Origin of the sequence: Streptomyces sp. NPDC048523, assembly GCF_043199815.1 — a bacterium.
Classification (GTDB): Bacteria; Actinomycetota; Actinomycetes; order Streptomycetales; family Streptomycetaceae; genus Streptomyces.
Genome location: NZ_JBICWQ010000001.1, coordinates 283151 through 300132, shown reverse-complemented (window position 1 = coordinate 300132; position 16982 = coordinate 283151). Strand labels below are relative to the sequence as shown.

Below are 16982 nucleotides of genomic sequence, written 5' to 3'. Positions count from 1 at the left end.
CGAAACTGCCCGGCATGATCGAACCGAACCCGAAAGCGGACCTTCTCCGGTACCTGCAAGAAGGGCGTGACGCCCTGGTCTGGAAACTCGATGGCCTTTCCGAGTACGACGTCCGCCGTCCGCTGACCCCCACGGGCACGAACCTGTTGGGGCTGGTCAAGCATCTCGCCGGCGTGGAGCTGGGGTATTTCGGCGACACGTTCGGGCGGCCCTTCTTCGACGCGGACCCGCCGTCCTGGTGGTACACCGAGGAGTCGGAACCCAACTCGGACATGTGGGCCACCGCGCACGAATCACGGGAACAGATCGTCGGGCTGTATCGCCAGGCGTGGGAGCACTCCGACACCACGATCGCGACGCTGCCGCTCGACGCGATCGGGTATGTCCCGTGGTGGCCGGAGGAACGCCGAGCGGCGACGCTGAACCACATCCTGGTGCGCGTGATCTCCGATACTCAGCGGCACGCAGGGCACGCCGACATCGTGCGAGAGCTCATCGACGGGTCCGTCGGATATCTGGAAGGCAAGGACAACATGCCACCGGGGGATCAGGCGTGGTGGGAGGATCACCGGAGCCGACTGGAGCGCGTGGCGCGGGAAGTCGACGGCTGATCTCGGGCGTTGCCGAGCTCGTGGGGTCGGGGCACAAGCACCCGCCGCTCACGGCCCGCGCCGGGTCGGTGCCGGAGTCCTGGGTAGGCCGCCGTAGGACAGCACGGCCTGCCGTGGACCCCGGCAGCTCCGATCAGCGGACCCTGATGAACACCACGTCGTAACTACTGTTCGTGGCACGGGACTTGACGTAGACGCCGTCGCTGCCGCCGTTGGGGTCGCTCGTGTTGCCCTCGACGGTGGTGAAGGACGACCCGGACACCGTCCGCACGATGCCGATGTGCTCGTTGCCGCCGGTGAAGTCGCTTCCGCCGTCCCAGTCGAAGGCCACGATGTCACCCGGCTGCGGACTGGTCGTCACGGACAGGTGGTAGTTGCCGGCCCGCGCCTGCTTGACCCAGCCCGAGACGTAGGAGTTGCGGTAGCTGCTGGCCCCGGTCTGCTTGGCCACCCAGCTCACGAAGGTCGCGCACCAGGCGTAGTTGCTGGTGGACAGCGAAAGACCCACGGAGGCGCCGTAGCTGTTCGCGCGGGCGCTGCCCTCGACCGTGCCGACCTCGGCCGCCGCCACGTCGAGGATCTTGGCGTAACCGCCGCCGGGCGCGGGCGACGACGGCGGGGTGACCGCGCCGTACAGCGCGGCCTTGGTGTTCGGCCCCACATGGCCGTCGACCGAGAGGCCCTTCTCGGCCTGGAAGTTCTTGACGGCGCTGTCGGTGAGCGCACCGAAGTCGCCGTCGACGGCGAGATCGGCGCCGTGGTGGTTGAGCAGGCTCTGCAACTCGGTGACACAGCCGCTGCGCTGGCCCTGAACGATCTCGTTCGGGCAGGAGGCGGAGGTCAGGTTGACCGGCGCGGGTGCGCCGTTTCCGCCGCCACCGCCGATGTTGGAGTACAGGGCGCCCTTGGTGTTCGGACCGACCTGGCCGTCGGCGGTCAGGCCGTTCGCGGACTGGAACGCCTTCACGGCAGCCAGGGTCTGCGGACCGAAACTGCCGTCGACGTCGAGGCTCTGGCCCTTGCCGTTCAGCAGGGACTGCAGCGTGGAGACGCAGCCGCCGCTCTGCCCCTCCACGATGTTCGCCGGGCAGGACGCCGACCTCAGGTCCAGGCCCGTCGACGGTGACTCGTCGGTGTCGTACAGCGCGCGTTTGGTGTTCGTGCCGACCTGGCCGTCGGCCGTGAGGCCGTGGGCGGACTGGAAGCTGCGGACGGCACTCGCGGTCCCGGCACCGAAGTCGCCGTCCACGTCGACCGTGTAGCCGTGGTGAATGAGCAGCCGCTGAAGCTCGGTGACGCATCCCCCCTTGGCGCCCTGCACGATGTTCGCGGGGCACGAGGAGGAGTTGAGGTTGACGGGGGCGGGCGCCGAGCCTGCGGTGGCGTACAGCTTGCTCTTGGTCGCGGGGCCCACCCGGCCGTCCACAGCGATCGCCGTGGCGGCCTGGTACTCACGGACCGCGTAGAGCGTGGCCGAGCCGAACTGACCGTCCACCACCAGACCGGCGCCGTGCGCGTTGAGCAGGTTCTGCAGCTCCGTGACACAACCGCTCGCCTGGCCCTGCACGATCTCCTGGGGGCAGGACGCGGACGTCAGCTTGATGGGCGCCGGTGCCGCGGACGCCGGGCCGGCGCCGAGCACGAGACCGGCCGAGACCATCGCCGCGGTGGCGGCGAAGGTCCCGATGCGGACCCGCCACGGCCTCCCGGGGCGGTGTGTGTCCCGATGTGCCGGATCTCCGTCTTCGGCGCGAACGAGGATTGCGAGTCTTCCCATGGCGGCGAGGTTTCCTTCGGTTGTGGGGTCGGCTGTGGGAGGGCGAGGGACCGTACCGGGGGGACGGGGAGCGGAAACACGCATCCGCGGCCCGTCCTTGCCGGGCAAGGACGGGCCGCGGTCGGTCACTCGACGATCAGCCCGGACAGGCGGGGTCGTACGGGTCGCCGGGTCGTACGGGTCGCCGGGTCGTACGGCTCAGGCGGCGAATCGCTTGAACGCCGCCCGAGTGCCCGAACCAGCGATGCCGTCGATGGCACCCGTGTAGCCGTAGGAGTCCTTCAGCAGACGCTGCAGCGCCTTGATGGTGTTGGGGCCCGGGTCCCCGTCGATGTCACCCGTGTAGCCCCAGTACGTGGCGAGGCAGCGCTGGAAGGCCTTCCAGCTGTTGGTGCCCAGCTGGCCGTCGATGGCGCCCGTGTAGCCCCAGTTGTCCGCGAGGAACTTCTGGACGTTCTTGGCCTCGGCCGCGGTCAGACCGAAGTTCTGCGTCGCGGCCACGGCGGCGGGCTGGGCGACAGCCGCCGTCTGCGCGGTGTTCGTGGTCGCCGCGAAGCTGGTGCCCGCGGTCGCCACACTGCCGGCGGCGAGGCCGACAACGGTGATGAGGCCGGCGATGGTCCTGCCCAGAGCGTTCGGTCGCATGCGTTCCTCTTTCGGTTGGGGGGTCGGGCACTTGTCCCGCCGAGCGGGGCAAGTGGCGAGACCAAAGGTGCAGGGCGCGGGGCAGGGCCGCCACGGCTGCGGCACAGATGGCGTTCTTCCGGGACGGCCACCCTTCTGACCTGCGGTTACAGCATCCGGCGGGACGGTGATGTGGGACGCCTGTGACAGATGTGGCGGGCTCATGCAGAATGCGCAGCAGCGGAGGGGGCCGCTGTTCACGCGCTGACCACGCGACGACCGCTTTGGGGGACACATGCCGCGCTCCAAGACCCTGCCCGCGGAACTCGATGCCGAGGCACGGCAGTTGGTGGCACGCTTGCGTCGGCTGAAGGACTGCAGCGAGCTGACACTGCGGCAGCTCGCGACCAAGACCGGCTACAGCGCCAAGTCGTGGGAGCGGTATCTCGGAGGTACGTCGCTGCCGCCGCGGGAGGCGGTGGAGGCACTGGCCCGGATCACCGGCACCGATCCCGCCCCCTTGCTCGCGCTGCACGAGATCGCCCTCGACACCCGGGACTGCCACCGTGCAAGGCCCGCTGCGCAACAGCAGGACGAGCAGCGTGAGCGGGAGGCGGAGGAAGAGACACACCCGGCCGACCCGCATTCCGAGCCGTTGGCCACACCGGACGCCCGCACGCCACCGCGTGCCACCGAACCGGCTTCCGCGCGCTTCCCGCACCTCGCCCTGACAGCAGGTGTCGCCGCCCTCGCCGTAGCGCTGTCGGCGGCGCTGCTGCTCGCGCTGCGCCTTGGCCACGATGAGGCCCCGGCAGCCGTCACCGCTCCGTCCCGCAGTGCCGCCGCCTCCTCACCGCCCTCCTACACCTGCCGCATCAGCCGGATCGACGGTCGCTGGTCGGCCGGCATCAACAAGGGCCGCAACACCGAGATCGTCTACGGCGCCACCGGCGCCGATGTCGCCGAGGCGCAGTGTCTGCTGCGCCGGGCAGGCATCACACCGGGCGGCATCGACGGCATGTTCGGCCCGCTGACGCTGCGGGCGGTCAAGACGTTCCAGCAGCGCGCGGGGCTTGCCGTCGACGGGATGCTGGGCCCGCGCTCCTGGAAGGCGCTGCGCGGATGACATCCCGTGCACCCTCACCACCGGGCGCCCGACTGGCCGCCGTACTCCAGCAGTTACGGCAGCGCACCGGTCTGAGCCTCGCGCAGCTCGCGAACGCGACCACCTACAGCAAGTCGTCCTGGGAGCGCTACCTCAACGGCAAGAGCCTGCCACCGCGCAACGCGGTCAAGGAACTGTGCGGTCTCGCCGGCGAACCCGCAGACCGTGCGTTGGCTCTCCTGGACATTGCCCGCATGGACCCGACGGAACACGGGGCGCCGGCACGGACGCCGGCTCGACAACGCACGGTCGCCGACGCGGACACCTCGACCGCGGCCTCCGCCACTGCCCGACCCGACACCGCTCCTCCCGACACCGCTCCTCCCGACACCGGCCCGAGCAAGACGGCTCCGAGCGCCGCCGATTGCCCGCGCGCGACGCCAACGGGCCGTCGGGGCGCGAACATTGTCACCGTTCTCGCGTCGCTCGGTGCCGTCGCCCTCGGATCGCTCGTGCTCATTCACCTTCCCCCGTCGCACCGCAAGCCGGCGTCACCGTCCCCCGTGCCCGCGGTGGCCACCGGGGCGCTCTGTCGGCACACAGCCTGTCAGGACAAGGACCCGATCGCGACGAGATGCGGTGCCGAACCGCTGACCCTCGCCGAGCACGAGACCGCCACCGGCGCCTGGATCCAGATTCGCTACAGCGAGGAATGCGGGACGAGTTGGGCCCGAATGTGGGGCGCCGTCGTGGGCGACCGCGTCGAGATCAGGGCAGGAGGCCGGCACAGTTCCCTCCACGATGCCCAGGTCACCACCCGGAAGGAGGCGGACACCTATGTCCACACCCTCATGAGCGTGGTCGGTCCCGGTACATCCGTGCAGGCCTGCTTCAGCCCTGCGACCGGCAGCGGGAACGAATGCTTCAAGGCCTACTACAGGCCGAGCCCTTAGCCGGGAGGACACGATGCCCGAGTTGGGCGTCGGGGTGTCAGATGACGTTGACGGCGTCGAGGAATCGGGCGGCGAGTTCGGTGTCGCCGGTGACGGTCACGTCGTGGTCGCGCCACGACGAGCGCTGGGTTCCCCAGTCGGGGAAGGTGAGCGCGGGCGCGGTGATGTGCGCGGCGACCGGGCCGTTGGACGGGGGCAGCGCACCTGCCTCGTCGATCCACCATGTTCCCCCGCCGGGGCCGGTGAGCGTCAGGGCGACGCGGCCGTCGAGCCCGGCGACCGGCGACTGCCGCACCTGGTTGTCCAATACGGCGAGCATCCACGTCAGGACGGCTCGCATCCGGTCGGCGTCGGTGGCCGGTGTGGGGCGGCCGAGTGCGGGGGCCATGTCGTACCGCAGGTGGGTGTGGTGGTCGAAGACGAGGGCGCCGCCGATCAGCAGGCCCGCGGGGTAGCGTCCGAGTTCGACGAGAGGCAGGCGCAGACGGGTGGCAGGGGTGCGCCGGACGAGGTCGAGGAGTGTGGTGGCTCGGCGGGTGGCGCGGGTGTTCGAGGCTGGTGGCGCGGAACATGTCCGGTCCGGGGGGTGTGTAGAAGTTCCGTGCTGTCGCGCCGATGTGGGCGACGACGTCGGCGATGCGCCATCCCGCCGCGGCGCTGGGTGCAGCCCATTCCTCGTCGCTGAGGCTGCTGGTGAAGTCGAGCATCTCGGTGCGTTCGACGCGCAGGGCGGTGGTGAGGTTTCGCAGGTCCGCTGCGGGGAGGCGATCGGTCATGGCGTTCTTTTCTCTCGAGGAACTTCTCTCGGAGCAACTTCGGGTCGTCCGGGTTGACGGTCCCCACGCCCGTGGCGGTCCGGCGGTGAGTGGGGCTACGCGTGCATGGCGCGTCGTGCCGTCCAGCCCATCGCGCGGACGACCGTGCGCCTCGGCAGGAACCTGCCGGCGAGGGCGAGGGGGCGGCCGTTGGTGATGACCGAGGGCGGTGCGGAGCGGCGGTCGAGAGTGTCGAGGGCCGCCCTCACGACGTGGTCCGCGGTGACCCGTTTCGAGCCGTAGTCCGCCGACTGGCTGCCGGCAGCGTCGTAGAACTCGGTCTCCACCGCCCCGGGACACACGGCCAGGACGCGAAGGCCGGTGCCGTGGGTCTCCTCCCACAGCGATTCCGTGAAGCTGAGCACGAATGCCTTGGTGGCGCCGTAGACGCCCAGGTACGGCGTGGGCTGGTAGCCCAGGAGGCTCGCGACGTTGATCAGGAAGCCGTTGCCGGCGGAGGTCAGCGGGTCGATGTACGCGCGGCTGAGGTCGACGAGGGCGGCGACGTTCAGCGCGATCATGCTTTGCAGGCGCTCGGGATCCTCGTCCCGGAAGGCGCCGTGGGTGCCGAAGCCCGCGTTGTTGACCAGTCCGGTGGCGTGGATGCCGCGGGATTCGAGCTCGGCGCGCAGTGTGCGGCCGGCGTCGGGCAGACCGAGGTCACGGGCGATGACGGTCACCGTGACGCCGTGGGTGCGGGTGAGGTCGTCGGCCAGGCTCTGCAGCCGGTCCGCGCGTCGGGCGACAAGCACCAGGTCCGCGCCCCGAGCGGCCAGTTGCTGTGCGAACTCCGCGCCGAGGCCGGAACTGGCTCCGGTGACGATGACGGTCTGGTGGCGATATTCGATCCTTGTCATGGCGTACACCCTAGGCACACTCTTGCACTCAGTGCAAATATCTCTCTCGAGTGAATGCTTGTACCATCGATGCATGGCCCGGAAACAGACATCCATCCGTGAGCAGACCCGCTCCGTCGTCCGATCCCTGCTCGCCCGGACCGCCGTAGAGCTGTTCGCCGCGCAGGGGTACGACAACACGACACTGGAGGAGGTCGCCGCCGCGGCGGGCGTCTCCCGGCGGACCCTGTTCAACTACTTCCCGAGCAAGGAAGACCTCGCGCTCGGCGGCCTTTCAGAACAAGGCGAGTCGATCGCGGAACGCTTCGCGCAGCGCCCGGCCGACGAGGACTGCTGGGTCTCGCTACGCGCGGCCTTCCAGGTCGTCGAGGAGATAGAGACCACCGCCGAGCACCGGCTCGAACTGGTCACCCTCCTGTTCGGCAACGAGTCGCTGCGCGCCGGCCACGCCGAGAAGCAGGCCCGCTGGCAAGACCTGCTCGCTCCGCTGATCGAGCCGCGCCTGCCCGACTCCGACCACCGCGCCCTCCAGGCACGCGCGATCGCGGCAGCGGCGATCACCTGCCTGCAGGCAGCGAACCAGGAGTGGGCACGCCTCGGCGGCCGGGCCGACCTGTTCGACCTCTACGACACCGCCGTGCATGCCGTCCGCCGGCCAACCTGAGGCTCCGGCCGAGCCGTCTCACATCCGGGATCTCAGCACGTCGACCTCACAGCCCGGCGCGAACGGGTCGAAGCCGTGCTCGATCAACCAGCGAACGATCAGCAGGCTTCGCAACGACCACCACGCGTGGATCACGTCGAGGTCGATGGAGGTGCCATAGCCGGCGATGACGTCGTCGAGGTGCTCCTCGTGTCCCAGCGTGAAGGTCGCGACGTCATACAGGGCATCGCCCTGGCCCGCCTCGGACCAGTCGATGATGCCCGTGACCTCGTCGCCGTCGACGAAGACGTGATCGATCTGCAGGTCGCCGTGCGTGAACGCCGGAGTCCACGGCCGGAACGCCGCTTCGGCGACCCGGCGGTTGCGGGTGACCAGCTCGGCCGGCAGGACGCCGTTCGCCACGAGCCACTCGCACTCGACGTCGAGTTCCGCCGCCAGCGCGACCGTGCTCCGGCCGGCCCGGCCGAGCCGGGGCGGCAGCGGCGCGTCGTGCAGCTTCCGGATGGCGGCGCCCGCCGCAGCCCACGCCGCCGGCGACCCGGTCGACGGCCCGCCGAGGCGCCCGAGCGTCGTCCCCGCGAGTGCGGCGATCGCGAGCACGGGCGGTTTGCGCCACAGGATCTCCGGGGTCGGGACCGGCGCGAGGGACATCGCCTCGACCTCGGCGTCGATGCGCGCCCGATCGGCGTCCACCTTCACGAACACGTCACCGACGCGCAGGGTCGCGCGCTCGGAATGGGCGACGACGACTTGGACCTCATCCATGGGCGACCAGTATCCCGGGGGCGATCGCCGACGTCGCCGGGTTTGTCGCGTGCGGTTGTGCGGCTGACCGCGCAGATCGGACCAAGGTGTGCGTCGGCGCCTGTCTGCCCCTGTAGGTCGGTTCGGTGTCAGCCGGGTACTCGGTCCGCCACGGAGGCGGGCGACGGGGCGCCCGGCTCGGCAGACCTGAGGAGGAGGTACGTATGGGACTGCGCGATCACGTCGTGGTGGTGACCGGAGCATCCAGCGGCATCGGACGGGCCACGGCCGAGGCCTTCGCCCGCAAGGGCTGCGCCGTGGTGCTCGCCGCGCGCCGCGAGGAGGCACTGGAGGCGGCGGCCAGGGAGTGCGAGAAGCATCGCGGGGCCCGGACGCTGGTGGTGCCGACGGACACGACGGACGCCGGAGCGGTCGAGAACCTCGCACGGCGGGCGGTGGCGGAGTTCGGCCGTATCGATGTCTGGGTGAACAACGCGGCTGTCAACGCCTTCGGCCGCTTCGAGGACGTGCCGCTGGAGGACTTCCGCAAGGTCCTGGATGTCAACGTGATGGGTTACGTGCACGGAGCCCGGGCCGCGCTGCCGGTGATGCGGGAGCAGGGGAGCGGCACGCTGATCAACATCTCGTCCATCGTGGGTGCCGTGTCCCAGCCGTACAGCCACCCTTACAGCATGTCCAAGCACGCCGTCCGAGGGCTCGGATCGAGCCTGCGGCAGCAGCTGAGGGTCGAGGGGGTGAAGGGCGTGCACGTGTGCACGGTGATGCCCGCCACCATCGACACGCCGCACTTCCAGCAGGCGGCGAACTACACCGGGCACAAGGTGGTCGCCATGCCGCCGGTCTACACCCCGGAACGCGTCGCCCGGGCGGTCGTCGACCTCGTGCGCCGTCCTCGCCGCGAGGTGGTGGTCGGTCCGGCGGGCCGCGCCCTCGTCCGCCAGTCCCGGATCATGCCCGGGCTCGCGGAGCGGACCATGGCACGGCAGACGGACAAGGGTCATCTCGATCACGACGAGGCGGCCCCGGTCACCCACGGAGCGCTGCACGTACCGGCTGCCGGAGAAGGCGCGGTGCGCGGCGGCTGGCACGGAGGGCGACGCACCGCGATACGCCGGACCGCCGTCGCCGCCGCACTGGCCGGAGCAGCCGTGACCGCCGGCCGCAGGATGACTCGGGGCGCGGCGGCCGCCTGAGAGTGATGGGGTACGGGGCCTGACACGGTGACGGGGTCGAGGCTCGTGCCTACGCGACGTTGCCCGTCCGGTGCGAGCGAGACCGGACGGGCGACGGCCGCCGGACCAGGACGCCGACCGGGACCGGCTCGCCCTGGCACGGCACGATGCCACAGCTGAGGAGCCGGGCTGCGACCGCCGCGGGGAGACAACCCGAACTGCGTTCCGGCACTGTCTATGTGCCGCCTCTGGACATACGGCGTACCTGCTGCGCACTCTCGTGTGCCGCCCGCTCGGCCCGGGCCAGGGCGTCCGCAGCGGACCGGCTGTCTTCCTCGGCCTTCTGCTGTTCGTTCTCCGCTCGACGGCACTCCTCGCGCGCCTGCTGCAGTTGCTCCTCGACGGTGGACGCCTGTCGGCGGGCCTGCTCGGTGCGCTCGCGGGCCCGCTGCAGCTCGGCGTCGGCGTCCGCCTGCCGTGCGCGCTCTTCGCGCAGACGCTGCTCGGCTGCCTCGGCGTCCTGCCGTGCCCGGGCCAACTGCTCCTGACGTGCACGGCGCCGCTCGGCGACTTCGTCCTTGGTCGCTCTTGCCGGAGGCGGGGGCGGGGGCGCCGGGCGGCTTCGGGTGCCCGGTCTGCTGGCCACGGGTGTGCTGCCCGGGCGGAACTCCGAGGGCGGGGTGAGGGCGCTGACCAGGCGGCCGCCCGCCCACTGATCGGCTGCCTCCGGATCGGCGAGTACGGCGCGCAGGGTCGCTTCGAGATCCTGCTGGACCGGCTCCGAGAGCTGCTGACCGGCGTCGCGGGCGAGTTGGGCGGCCTGTCGGGACAGCGCGGAGACGACACGGCGGCGCTGCGCGGAGAGATCCTTGAGGCCGGCGGGGTCCAGAGTCTGGTAGGCCTCGCGCAGCGCGCGCCCCAGTTCCAGGAACTGCCGGCTCTCTTCCGGCTGGGAGCGCAGCAGGAGGTTGGCCGCCCAGGCCGCGAGGGTGGGCCGGCGGGCGGCGCGGATGCGGCGGGCGTCGTCGACCCGGCCGGCCGTTTTCGCGGCGAGGGCCAGCGTCTCCCGCCGGGTGACGAAGCCGGACGGCGGCGTGGTGTAGAGCTCGTCGAGGACGGCTTCCACGTCGGTTCCTTTGCCGTCCCGACGGCGGCCTGTGCGCGCGTTCAGCGTCTCCACACCTCCGGCTCGCCCGCATGCCTTTCGACGGGTCCCGTTGCGGCGGCGTCCGGCTCGTCCCGGCCGCTCAGGCCCGTGTTCCGCCGAAAGACGGTGAGGCCGAGGTCATGGACGCGGTAGGCCGCGCCGAGCATTCGATCGCCGACGCCCAACCCGCCGCCACCCGTCCCGGACGGCGGGCAGGCGATCACGCGGCGTTCCGGCATGACACCAGCCTCCCGCGCACCTCACCGCTTCGCATCCCGGCCTGCCCCGGCCTGGCCCGGTCCAGCTGCGGAAGGGGGCTGGGGCCCTTGGTCCGGGTGAGGCGCTCGATCGCGGCGAGTGCGGGTAGCAGCGGGAGCCGGGCCAAGGTCTCGCGGATCCGCCTGCCCAGCGCGGTCCTGGGCACCATGAGGCGGATGTCGGGGCCGATCTTCTGTTTGGCGCGGACCAGAGCGCGGTGGCTGTCGTGGTACCGGGAGAAGGCGAGCCGGTGGTCGCCCGGGTCCGTCGCGAGGGCCACGGCCAGCCGGTGCGCGCCGACCAGGGCCAGTTCCGCGCCGGCACCCGAGGCCGGGGAGGCACACCAGGCGGCATCGCCCACCAGGGCCACCCGGCCGGTCGACCAGGAGTCGATGTGGACCTGGCTGAGAGCGTCGAAGTAGAAGTCAGGTGCAGCCAGCGACGCGGCGAGCAGTTCCCTGACCCGCCAGGTGGGCTCGCCCGCGAGCGCGTCGCTCACCAGGCGCTTGTGCTGCTCGACGTCGCCTGCGGGCCGCGACGGAACTGCCGGCCGAACCAGGTACGTCCCTCACCGTCGAGGTCATCGCCAAGAAGGCCAGCCTGGGGCCGGCGACCGTGGTGCGCGCCTTCGGCGGCAAGGAGGCCCTGCGCGGCCCGGCCGAGGGGCCCGTGGACGTCCTCGTACGGGCGCTGGAGAACGTCGCGGAAACCGATGCCGACATGGTCGGCCCGATGGCCGCCGTACGCATGCGGCTGTTCCGGACCGTGCCGGCGGTGCGGGGCAAGGCGCTGCAGATCCAGCTGGACGCGCAGCGCGAGATCGCGCGGGAACTGCACGCCGCGTCCCCCGACGAGTTGGACCGGGTGAGCACGGCCGCGCTGGCCGGTGCGCTGACGGGAGCGGTGAGCGGCGCACTGGACGCGCTCATGGCGCTCATGGACGAGGAGGGCGGCGCGACCGACGGCGTGACTCCCGACGCCGTCCTCCTGCGGGCGCAGGTGCGGGAGGCGACGGAGCTGGCGCTCCGGCCCTGGCGAGAAGGGGGGAGATGAGCGCTTCGTTCGTTTGTACGGAGGTGCCGGGACAGCCGCCAGCTAAGGGTCCTGAGGCGGGTCGCGCAAGATGTCGGCGGTGATGTCAGCCAGTGACCTGCCGGTATGGAACGCCTCGGCACGCATGCGGGCCAGGGCGTCCTCCGGAGTGAGTCCCTGCCGGGAGGCCAACGCTCCGACAGCGCGGGCGGTGTCGAACCAGTGGGCGCGAACGAGCTCCTCCGGTTCCCAGGCGGGCGGGCGCCCTCCGCTCAGGATCATGTCGCGAGTCGACATGAGAGCGGCTGAGACGGCCTCGGCCACTCCCTCCGCCTCTTCCAGCTCGTACGCGCTCAAAGCGTGCGTTCGACGGGCCAGCAGGTCCACGGACCCCAGGACGTAGTCGCCGAAGAACAGGGGCAGCGCGTACACCGACGCGACCTGCGGCAGTTTGTCGCGTACGGACGCGCCGAACAGGGGCCAGGGCGTCACCTCGTGCCGCAGGTCGTGCACCGCGACGGTCTCACCGCGGTGAGCGGCGGCGAGACAGGGGCCCTCAAGCACCGTGAACTGGATCTCTTCCAGCAGCAGGGCATCGTCGTTCGAGGCGGCGAGCAGTTGCCGCGAGGGAGTGTTGGTGAGAAGGGAGAGGGTCGCACCGTCCACACCGAGCCCCTCACATACGGCCGCGCACACCTGCCGGGGAATCTCCTCCGTGCGCGCGACGGTGGCTGCTTCGGCGACCAGCAGCGCCGTCTGTGCCGCTTTCGAGGTCATCCGGCACTCCGCTCGTACTCAGGGCCAGGTGCCGTCCCTGTGTGCTGAAGAAGGGTCATGCCAGCGAAGTACCCGGACCCGTGGCGGTGACGCCCGAAGCCGTGAACGGGATGATTGGGACGTTCTGTCACGGTGACTCGGCAAAGAGAGCAGGGACGCGCGAAGACGACCGGAGCTGAAGTGGGTGGAGTGGGCGACGATCAGGCCATGGACTGCCGACATACCGAAGAGGGGCCGGTCGGGTCTGCTCCCGCCCTGCGCACCCGTCGTGGACGTAGGCGCGAGGCTGTCGTCGCCTCGCCCGGGGTGGGAGAGCAGCCCGTGCGCTCAACTGCTCGGCGCGAAGGGCGCGTTGCGGGTCTGTACACCCTGCGCCTGGGCCCCTGGCCCCCGAGCGGAGCCGCGGTCGTCATGGTCCACGGCCTCGGCCTGTCAGGACGCTACTTCACCCCTCTCGCCCGGTCCCTGGCGGCTGCGGGACGCACCGTGCTGGTACCGGACCTCCCGGGAAACGTACGCTCGCGGCGGGCCGTCCGGCGTGCCCCGGACGTCGAGGAAACGGTGGAAGCGTTGCTGCGCTGGCGGACCGCCGCGGCGATCGGCCCTTGCGTCCTCGTAGCCAACTCGGTCGGCTGCCAGGTGACCGCGGCCCTCGCGGCCGAGCACCCTCGACTGGTGGAGCGGATGGTGCTCATTGGCCCCGCACTCGACGCGACGGCCTTGTCACCGGTGCGGCAACTGCTGCGACTGCTGACCGACGCGCCGAAGGAACCGCTGTCGCTCCTCGCTGTGGCCGCCGCCGACTACCTGGTCACCGGAGCGGCCCGGTCCCTCGCGGGGTTCCATCGCGCACGCCAGGACGCGTCCGGCCCGTTCGAGGCGCACCTGCGTCGCATCGAGGCGCCGACCCTCGTGCTGAGGGGATCCGGCGATCCGGTGGCCCCTCAGCCCTGGGCCGAGCGAGTGACCGCCCACCTGCCGCACGGCCGACTCGCCGTGGTGCCCGGCGCGGCCCACGCGGTCCACTTCAGTCGCCCCGACACCACCGCCCGGCAGATTCTGCAGTTCCTGCCATGAGGAATTCCGGTACGCCCACCGCCGTCGCCCCGGCTCGTAGTCCTTGAAGGCGCATCCGTAGGGCAGGCGAAGAACATGGACGACTTCGAGGTCGACGAAGTAGTGCAGCGGGCGTTGGACCGGCTCACGATGCCGCATTCTCGTTCCGCCCCCGATCCGGCCCGGACGATGATCCGTGCCAGGAGCTACGGCTGTCTCGTGCGCGTCACGAGAAGGTCCGCCCGGGCCTGACTGACCGCTGCCTCGGCCCGGACGGTGTACGTCATTCTCGCTCGGTCAGACGCGGGTCCACTTCTGGTTGGCCCCGCCACCGCAGTCCCAGATCTGGACCTTGGTGCCGTTGGTGGTCGCGCCGCCATTGACGTCGAGGCACTTGCCGGAGCCGACGGTGGTGATGGTGCCGTCGGCGTTGAGTCGGAACTGCTGGTTGGACTGGCCGTTGCAGTCCCAGATGTTCACGGCGGTGCCGTTGGCGGTGGCGGCGCCGACGACGTCCAGGCACTTGGTACCGCCGTAGACCCGTAGCTCGCCCGCGCCGGTGCTGGTGAACCTTTGGTTGGCGCCGCCGTTGCAGTCCCAGATCTCGGCGAGCGTGCCGTTGGCCTGGGCGCCGCCGGTGATGTCCAGGCAGCGGCCGGAGCCCTGGCCCTTCAGCGAGTAGGAGCTGCCGCCGCCGGAGACCACGTACATCGCGGCGCCGTGGGCGGGGACCGAGGCGCTGAGGGAGCCGCTGGTCGTGCTGCTGGAGTGCGCCCACAGATCGCGTACGGAGTAACTGGACGCCGCACCGAGGCCGATCTGGGAAGCGGACGTGGAGACGGTGGCCGTGCCGCTGCCGCGGTTGAGGAGCACCACGGCGACCGAGCCGCCCGCCATCGGCTTGGTCCACACCTCGGTGTCACCGTTGTCGACGAGGCGGTTGCCCTGGCGGCCGCCCCAGTCCTGGTTGACCCCGATGACCTCGGTGTTGGTCAGGATCGACTTGGTGGCGGCACTCATGGAACGCAGATCGTTGCCCGCGATCAGTGGCGCGTTCAGCAGCGCCCAGAGGCTGAAGTGGGCTCGGGACTCGGTGTCGGACAGGCCGTTGCCGACCTCCAGCATGTCCGGGTCGTTCCAGGCACCTGGGCGGGAGGAGCCCGCCCAGGCGGGCTGGGCGTCCAGGATGCCCATCACGGAGTTCCAGTTGGCCTGGATGTCGCCGGTGTTGCGCCAGGAGTTGCCGGTGGCCGGGCCCCAGGTGCCGACCTGGTCCTGACCCCAGTTGCAGAGGGCGAACAGGATGGGGCGGCCGGTCCTGGCGAGAGCGTCGCGCATGGCGGTGTAGCGGTCCTGTCCGCTGCGGCCCTGGTGGTCACCGCAGTTGTCGTACTTGAGATAGTCGATGCCCCAGGACGCCCACAGGTTGGCGTCCCGCTGCTCGTTGCCGAGGCTGGCGGGGTATCCGGCGCAGGTGGTCAGGCCGGCCGACGAGTAGATGCCGAGCTTCAGCCCCTTGCCGTGCACGTAGTCGGCGACTGCCTTCATGCCGCCTGGGAATTTGACGGGGTCCGCGACCAGGTTGCCGCCCGCGTCGCGGTTGCGTGTCGACCAACAGTCGTCGATGTTGACGTACTGATAGCCGGCCGCGGCCATGCCGCTGGACACCATCGCGTCGGCGGTCTCCCGGATCAGACGATCACTCACGTTGCAGCCGAAGCTGTTCCAGTCGTTCCAGCCCAACTGCGGAGTACGGGCAAGGCCGTTGTCGAGCGCCAGGGCCCGGGGAGCGGGTAAGAGGGCGAGAGGTACGGCGGCGGCTACCAGGGCCGCGGACAGAACCGCGCGGATGAGTCTGAGCATGGGTTTCTCCTCGGGTTGCGTCCTCGTCAGCGGACGGTCCAGCGCTGCGTGGACGCGCCGTTGCAGTTCCCCAGGACGGTCTGGGCGCCGTTCCCGGTGCCGGCGTTGTTCGTGTCCAGGCACAGACCGGAGCCGACGCTGGTGATCGTGCCGTTGGCGTTGACGTTCCAGCGCTGGTTCTGCCCGCCGTGGCAGTCCCAGATGACGACCCGTGTGCCGGTGGCCGTTCCCGAGGTCTCGGCGTCCAGGCACTTGCCGCCGTACACGCGCAGTTCTCCGGCGTCGGTGCGCGCCCACTTCTGGTTGACGTTGCCCGAGCAGTCCCATAGCTGGACCTGGACGCCGTTGGTCTGCGACGCGTTCGGTACGTCCAGGCAGCGGCCCGAACCGGCGCCGACGATCTGTCCCCCGCTCGGCGGTGGAGTGGTCGTTCCCCCCGGCGGCACATACGGGCACTTGGTCTGGGACCGGGAGATTCCACTGCTGTCCGCCAGCGACGGGCACATGAACTGCGTGTAGCGGGTGTCGTTGTCGAGGAAGATCTTCAGCCAGGGGATCGTACGACGCGTCACATCGGAGTTCCCCCAGGTGGGGAAGGCGTGGCCGCCGCTGGTGAGCTCGATGTAGGCGCTCTGGGTGGCGGTCGGCATGCTGCCGTAGAGGCCGTTGAGGTAGGAGGGAGTGACCGTGCCGTCGTCCCGTGCGCCCATGATCATCGTGGGCACGCGCAGGCTGGACAGGTTCTGCGAGGGGGAGAAGGGTGCGAGCGGCAGGGCTGCCTTGAGTGACGGCCGGCGTTCGGCCGCGCTGATGGCGCCGCCACCGCCCATGGAATGGCCGAGCACGCCCAGCCGGTTGGGGTCGACGCGGTCGCGCACCGGGCTCTTCTGGGTGAGGTAGTCCAGGGCTGCGAGGAGCTGGGTGCCGCGGGCGGTGTCGTAGTCGTTGGGGCTGTTGGTGTCGATGCCGATGACGACGAACCCGAAGGACGCGAGCCAAGGTCCCATCCACGCGCCTTCGACAGCCCACTTGGCGGTGTAGCCGGGCACGGCGGCCACCGCACCCCACGTGCCCGGAGAGGTGTCCGTCGGGTAGTAGATCTTCCCGCCGTTGAAGCCGTTGCCGGGCGGCACGGTCACCTCGGCGGTCGCGAACGTGCCCCGCTGGGCCGCAACACTGCTGACGGTGGGAGCCGGTCCCCGCTCGTACGGGTTGGCCGCCGCCGTCGGCGATTGCGCCGATGCCGGCTGGATCGCCGCCAGTGCGGTGATCAGGCCGGTCACGGCCGCGAGCACAGCGGCCTTCAAGGTGACGGTCCTGCTCACGGTCCTGCTCCTCCTGCGGAATCCCTTCGGGCGGGTACGGGCGTCGCGGGAATCCGGGACGTCGATGATGCTCGTGTGCATCGTCCTGCTCCTCCATGCCTTTGTCGTGGTTGCGGGAGTCGCGCCGAACCGGCGGCGGCGTATGTCATGCGTGCGTGGCGTGCGCATGACAGCCATAGGG

Annotated in this window: 17 protein-coding genes and 1 pseudogene; 7 read left to right on the top strand and 11 right to left on the bottom strand. The window is 70.7% G+C overall.

The window, feature by feature from the left end:
* The first annotated feature begins 14 nt into the window (after positions 1–14).
* Positions 15–611, top strand: a complete 597-nt coding sequence (locus tag ACGFWE_RS01435; RefSeq protein WP_393597038.1) for a DinB family protein — start codon at positions 15–17, stop codon at positions 609–611.
* Positions 612–744: 133 nt separating this feature from the next.
* On the opposite strand, the gene ACGFWE_RS01430 is transcribed toward ACGFWE_RS01435, so the two are convergent.
* Both ACGFWE_RS01430 and ACGFWE_RS01425 read right to left on the bottom strand, forming a co-directional pair.
* Entirely contained in the window at positions 745–2388 is a 1644-nt protein-coding gene (locus tag ACGFWE_RS01430) for a peptidoglycan-binding protein (protein ID WP_393597036.1), read from the bottom strand.
* A 198-nt stretch (positions 2389–2586) separates the two neighbouring features.
* Entirely contained in the window at positions 2587–3033 is a 447-nt protein-coding gene (locus ACGFWE_RS01425; protein ID WP_352385301.1) for a peptidoglycan-binding domain-containing protein, read from the bottom strand.
* 274 nt (positions 3034–3307) lie between these two features.
* Here ACGFWE_RS01425 and ACGFWE_RS01420 point away from each other — a divergent pair, with 274 nt between their 5' ends.
* Both ACGFWE_RS01420 and ACGFWE_RS01415 read left to right on the top strand, forming a co-directional pair.
* Entirely contained in the window at positions 3308–4138 is an 831-nt protein-coding gene (locus tag ACGFWE_RS01420; protein WP_393597034.1) for a peptidoglycan-binding protein, read from the top strand.
* Positions 4135–5070 (top strand): DUF2690 domain-containing protein, encoded by a 936-nt coding sequence (locus ACGFWE_RS01415; protein ID WP_393597032.1) that lies wholly within the window; start codon positions 4135–4137, stop codon positions 5068–5070. The genes ACGFWE_RS01420 and ACGFWE_RS01415 overlap by 4 nt, the downstream gene beginning before the upstream one ends.
* Before the next feature lie 37 nt (positions 5071–5107).
* Here the strand turns inward: ACGFWE_RS01415 and ACGFWE_RS01410 are convergent, their stop codons facing one another.
* The 3 genes and pseudogenes from ACGFWE_RS01410 to ACGFWE_RS01400 form a co-directional block, all read right to left on the bottom strand.
* Positions 5108–5458, bottom strand: coding sequence for a hypothetical protein (locus tag ACGFWE_RS01410; RefSeq protein ID WP_393597030.1), 351 nt, complete (start codon positions 5456–5458; stop codon positions 5108–5110).
* A gap of 16 nt (positions 5459–5474) precedes the next feature.
* Positions 5475–5846, bottom strand: a pseudogene (locus tag ACGFWE_RS01405) (maleylpyruvate isomerase N-terminal domain-containing protein); the annotation flags it as partial.
* A 95-nt stretch (positions 5847–5941) separates the two neighbouring features.
* Positions 5942–6742 carry an SDR family NAD(P)-dependent oxidoreductase gene (locus ACGFWE_RS01400; protein WP_393597028.1) on the bottom strand — a complete coding sequence of 267 codons (801 nt, stop codon included), beginning with the start codon at positions 6740–6742 and terminating at the stop codon, positions 5942–5944.
* A gap of 73 nt (positions 6743–6815) precedes the next feature.
* On the opposite strand from ACGFWE_RS01400, the gene ACGFWE_RS01395 reads away from it, so the two are divergent.
* Entirely contained in the window at positions 6816–7406 is a 591-nt protein-coding gene (locus ACGFWE_RS01395; protein ID WP_352385311.1) for a TetR family transcriptional regulator, read from the top strand.
* Positions 7407–7424: 18 nt separating this feature from the next.
* On the opposite strand, the gene ACGFWE_RS01390 is transcribed toward ACGFWE_RS01395, so the two are convergent.
* Positions 7425–8171, bottom strand: a complete 747-nt coding sequence (locus ACGFWE_RS01390) for a phosphotransferase family protein (protein WP_393597027.1) — start codon at positions 8169–8171, stop codon at positions 7425–7427.
* A 203-nt stretch (positions 8172–8374) separates the two neighbouring features.
* On the opposite strand from ACGFWE_RS01390, the gene ACGFWE_RS01385 reads away from it, so the two are divergent.
* Entirely contained in the window at positions 8375–9364 is a 990-nt protein-coding gene (locus ACGFWE_RS01385; RefSeq protein WP_393597025.1) for an SDR family oxidoreductase, read from the top strand.
* Positions 9365–9578: 214 nt separating this feature from the next.
* On the opposite strand, the gene ACGFWE_RS01380 is transcribed toward ACGFWE_RS01385, so the two are convergent.
* Together ACGFWE_RS01380 and ACGFWE_RS01375 are read right to left on the bottom strand one after the other, a co-directional pair.
* On the bottom strand, positions 9579–10469 hold the full coding sequence (locus ACGFWE_RS01380; RefSeq protein WP_393597023.1) for a hypothetical protein: 891 nt from the start codon (positions 10467–10469) through the stop codon (positions 9579–9581).
* Between the two features lie 241 nt (positions 10470–10710).
* On the bottom strand, positions 10711–11247 hold the full coding sequence (locus ACGFWE_RS01375) for an FAD-dependent monooxygenase (RefSeq protein ID WP_393597021.1): 537 nt from the start codon (positions 11245–11247) through the stop codon (positions 10711–10713).
* A gap of 26 nt (positions 11248–11273) precedes the next feature.
* On the opposite strand from ACGFWE_RS01375, the gene ACGFWE_RS01370 reads away from it, so the two are divergent.
* Positions 11274–11801: a TetR/AcrR family transcriptional regulator gene (locus ACGFWE_RS01370; RefSeq protein WP_393598888.1), complete on the top strand. Its 528-nt coding sequence runs from the start codon at positions 11274–11276 to the stop codon at positions 11799–11801.
* 42 nt (positions 11802–11843) lie between these two features.
* On the opposite strand, the gene ACGFWE_RS01365 is transcribed toward ACGFWE_RS01370, so the two are convergent.
* Positions 11844–12557, bottom strand: a complete 714-nt coding sequence (locus tag ACGFWE_RS01365; protein WP_393597019.1) for a GAF and ANTAR domain-containing protein — start codon at positions 12555–12557, stop codon at positions 11844–11846.
* Positions 12558–12878: 321 nt separating this feature from the next.
* Here ACGFWE_RS01365 and ACGFWE_RS01360 point away from each other — a divergent pair, with 321 nt between their 5' ends.
* Positions 12879–13634 carry an alpha/beta hydrolase gene (locus ACGFWE_RS01360; protein ID WP_352385327.1) on the top strand — a complete coding sequence of 252 codons (756 nt, stop codon included), beginning with the start codon at positions 12879–12881 and terminating at the stop codon, positions 13632–13634.
* Positions 13635–13910: 276 nt separating this feature from the next.
* Here the strand turns inward: ACGFWE_RS01360 and ACGFWE_RS01355 are convergent, their stop codons facing one another.
* Both ACGFWE_RS01355 and ACGFWE_RS01350 read right to left on the bottom strand, forming a co-directional pair.
* Positions 13911–15476, bottom strand: coding sequence for a lectin (locus ACGFWE_RS01355; RefSeq protein WP_393597018.1), 1566 nt, complete (start codon positions 15474–15476; stop codon positions 13911–13913).
* A 26-nt stretch (positions 15477–15502) separates the two neighbouring features.
* Entirely contained in the window at positions 15503–16882 is a 1380-nt protein-coding gene (locus ACGFWE_RS01350) for a ricin-type beta-trefoil lectin domain protein (protein ID WP_393597016.1), read from the bottom strand.
* Positions 16883–16982 lie beyond the last annotated feature (100 nt).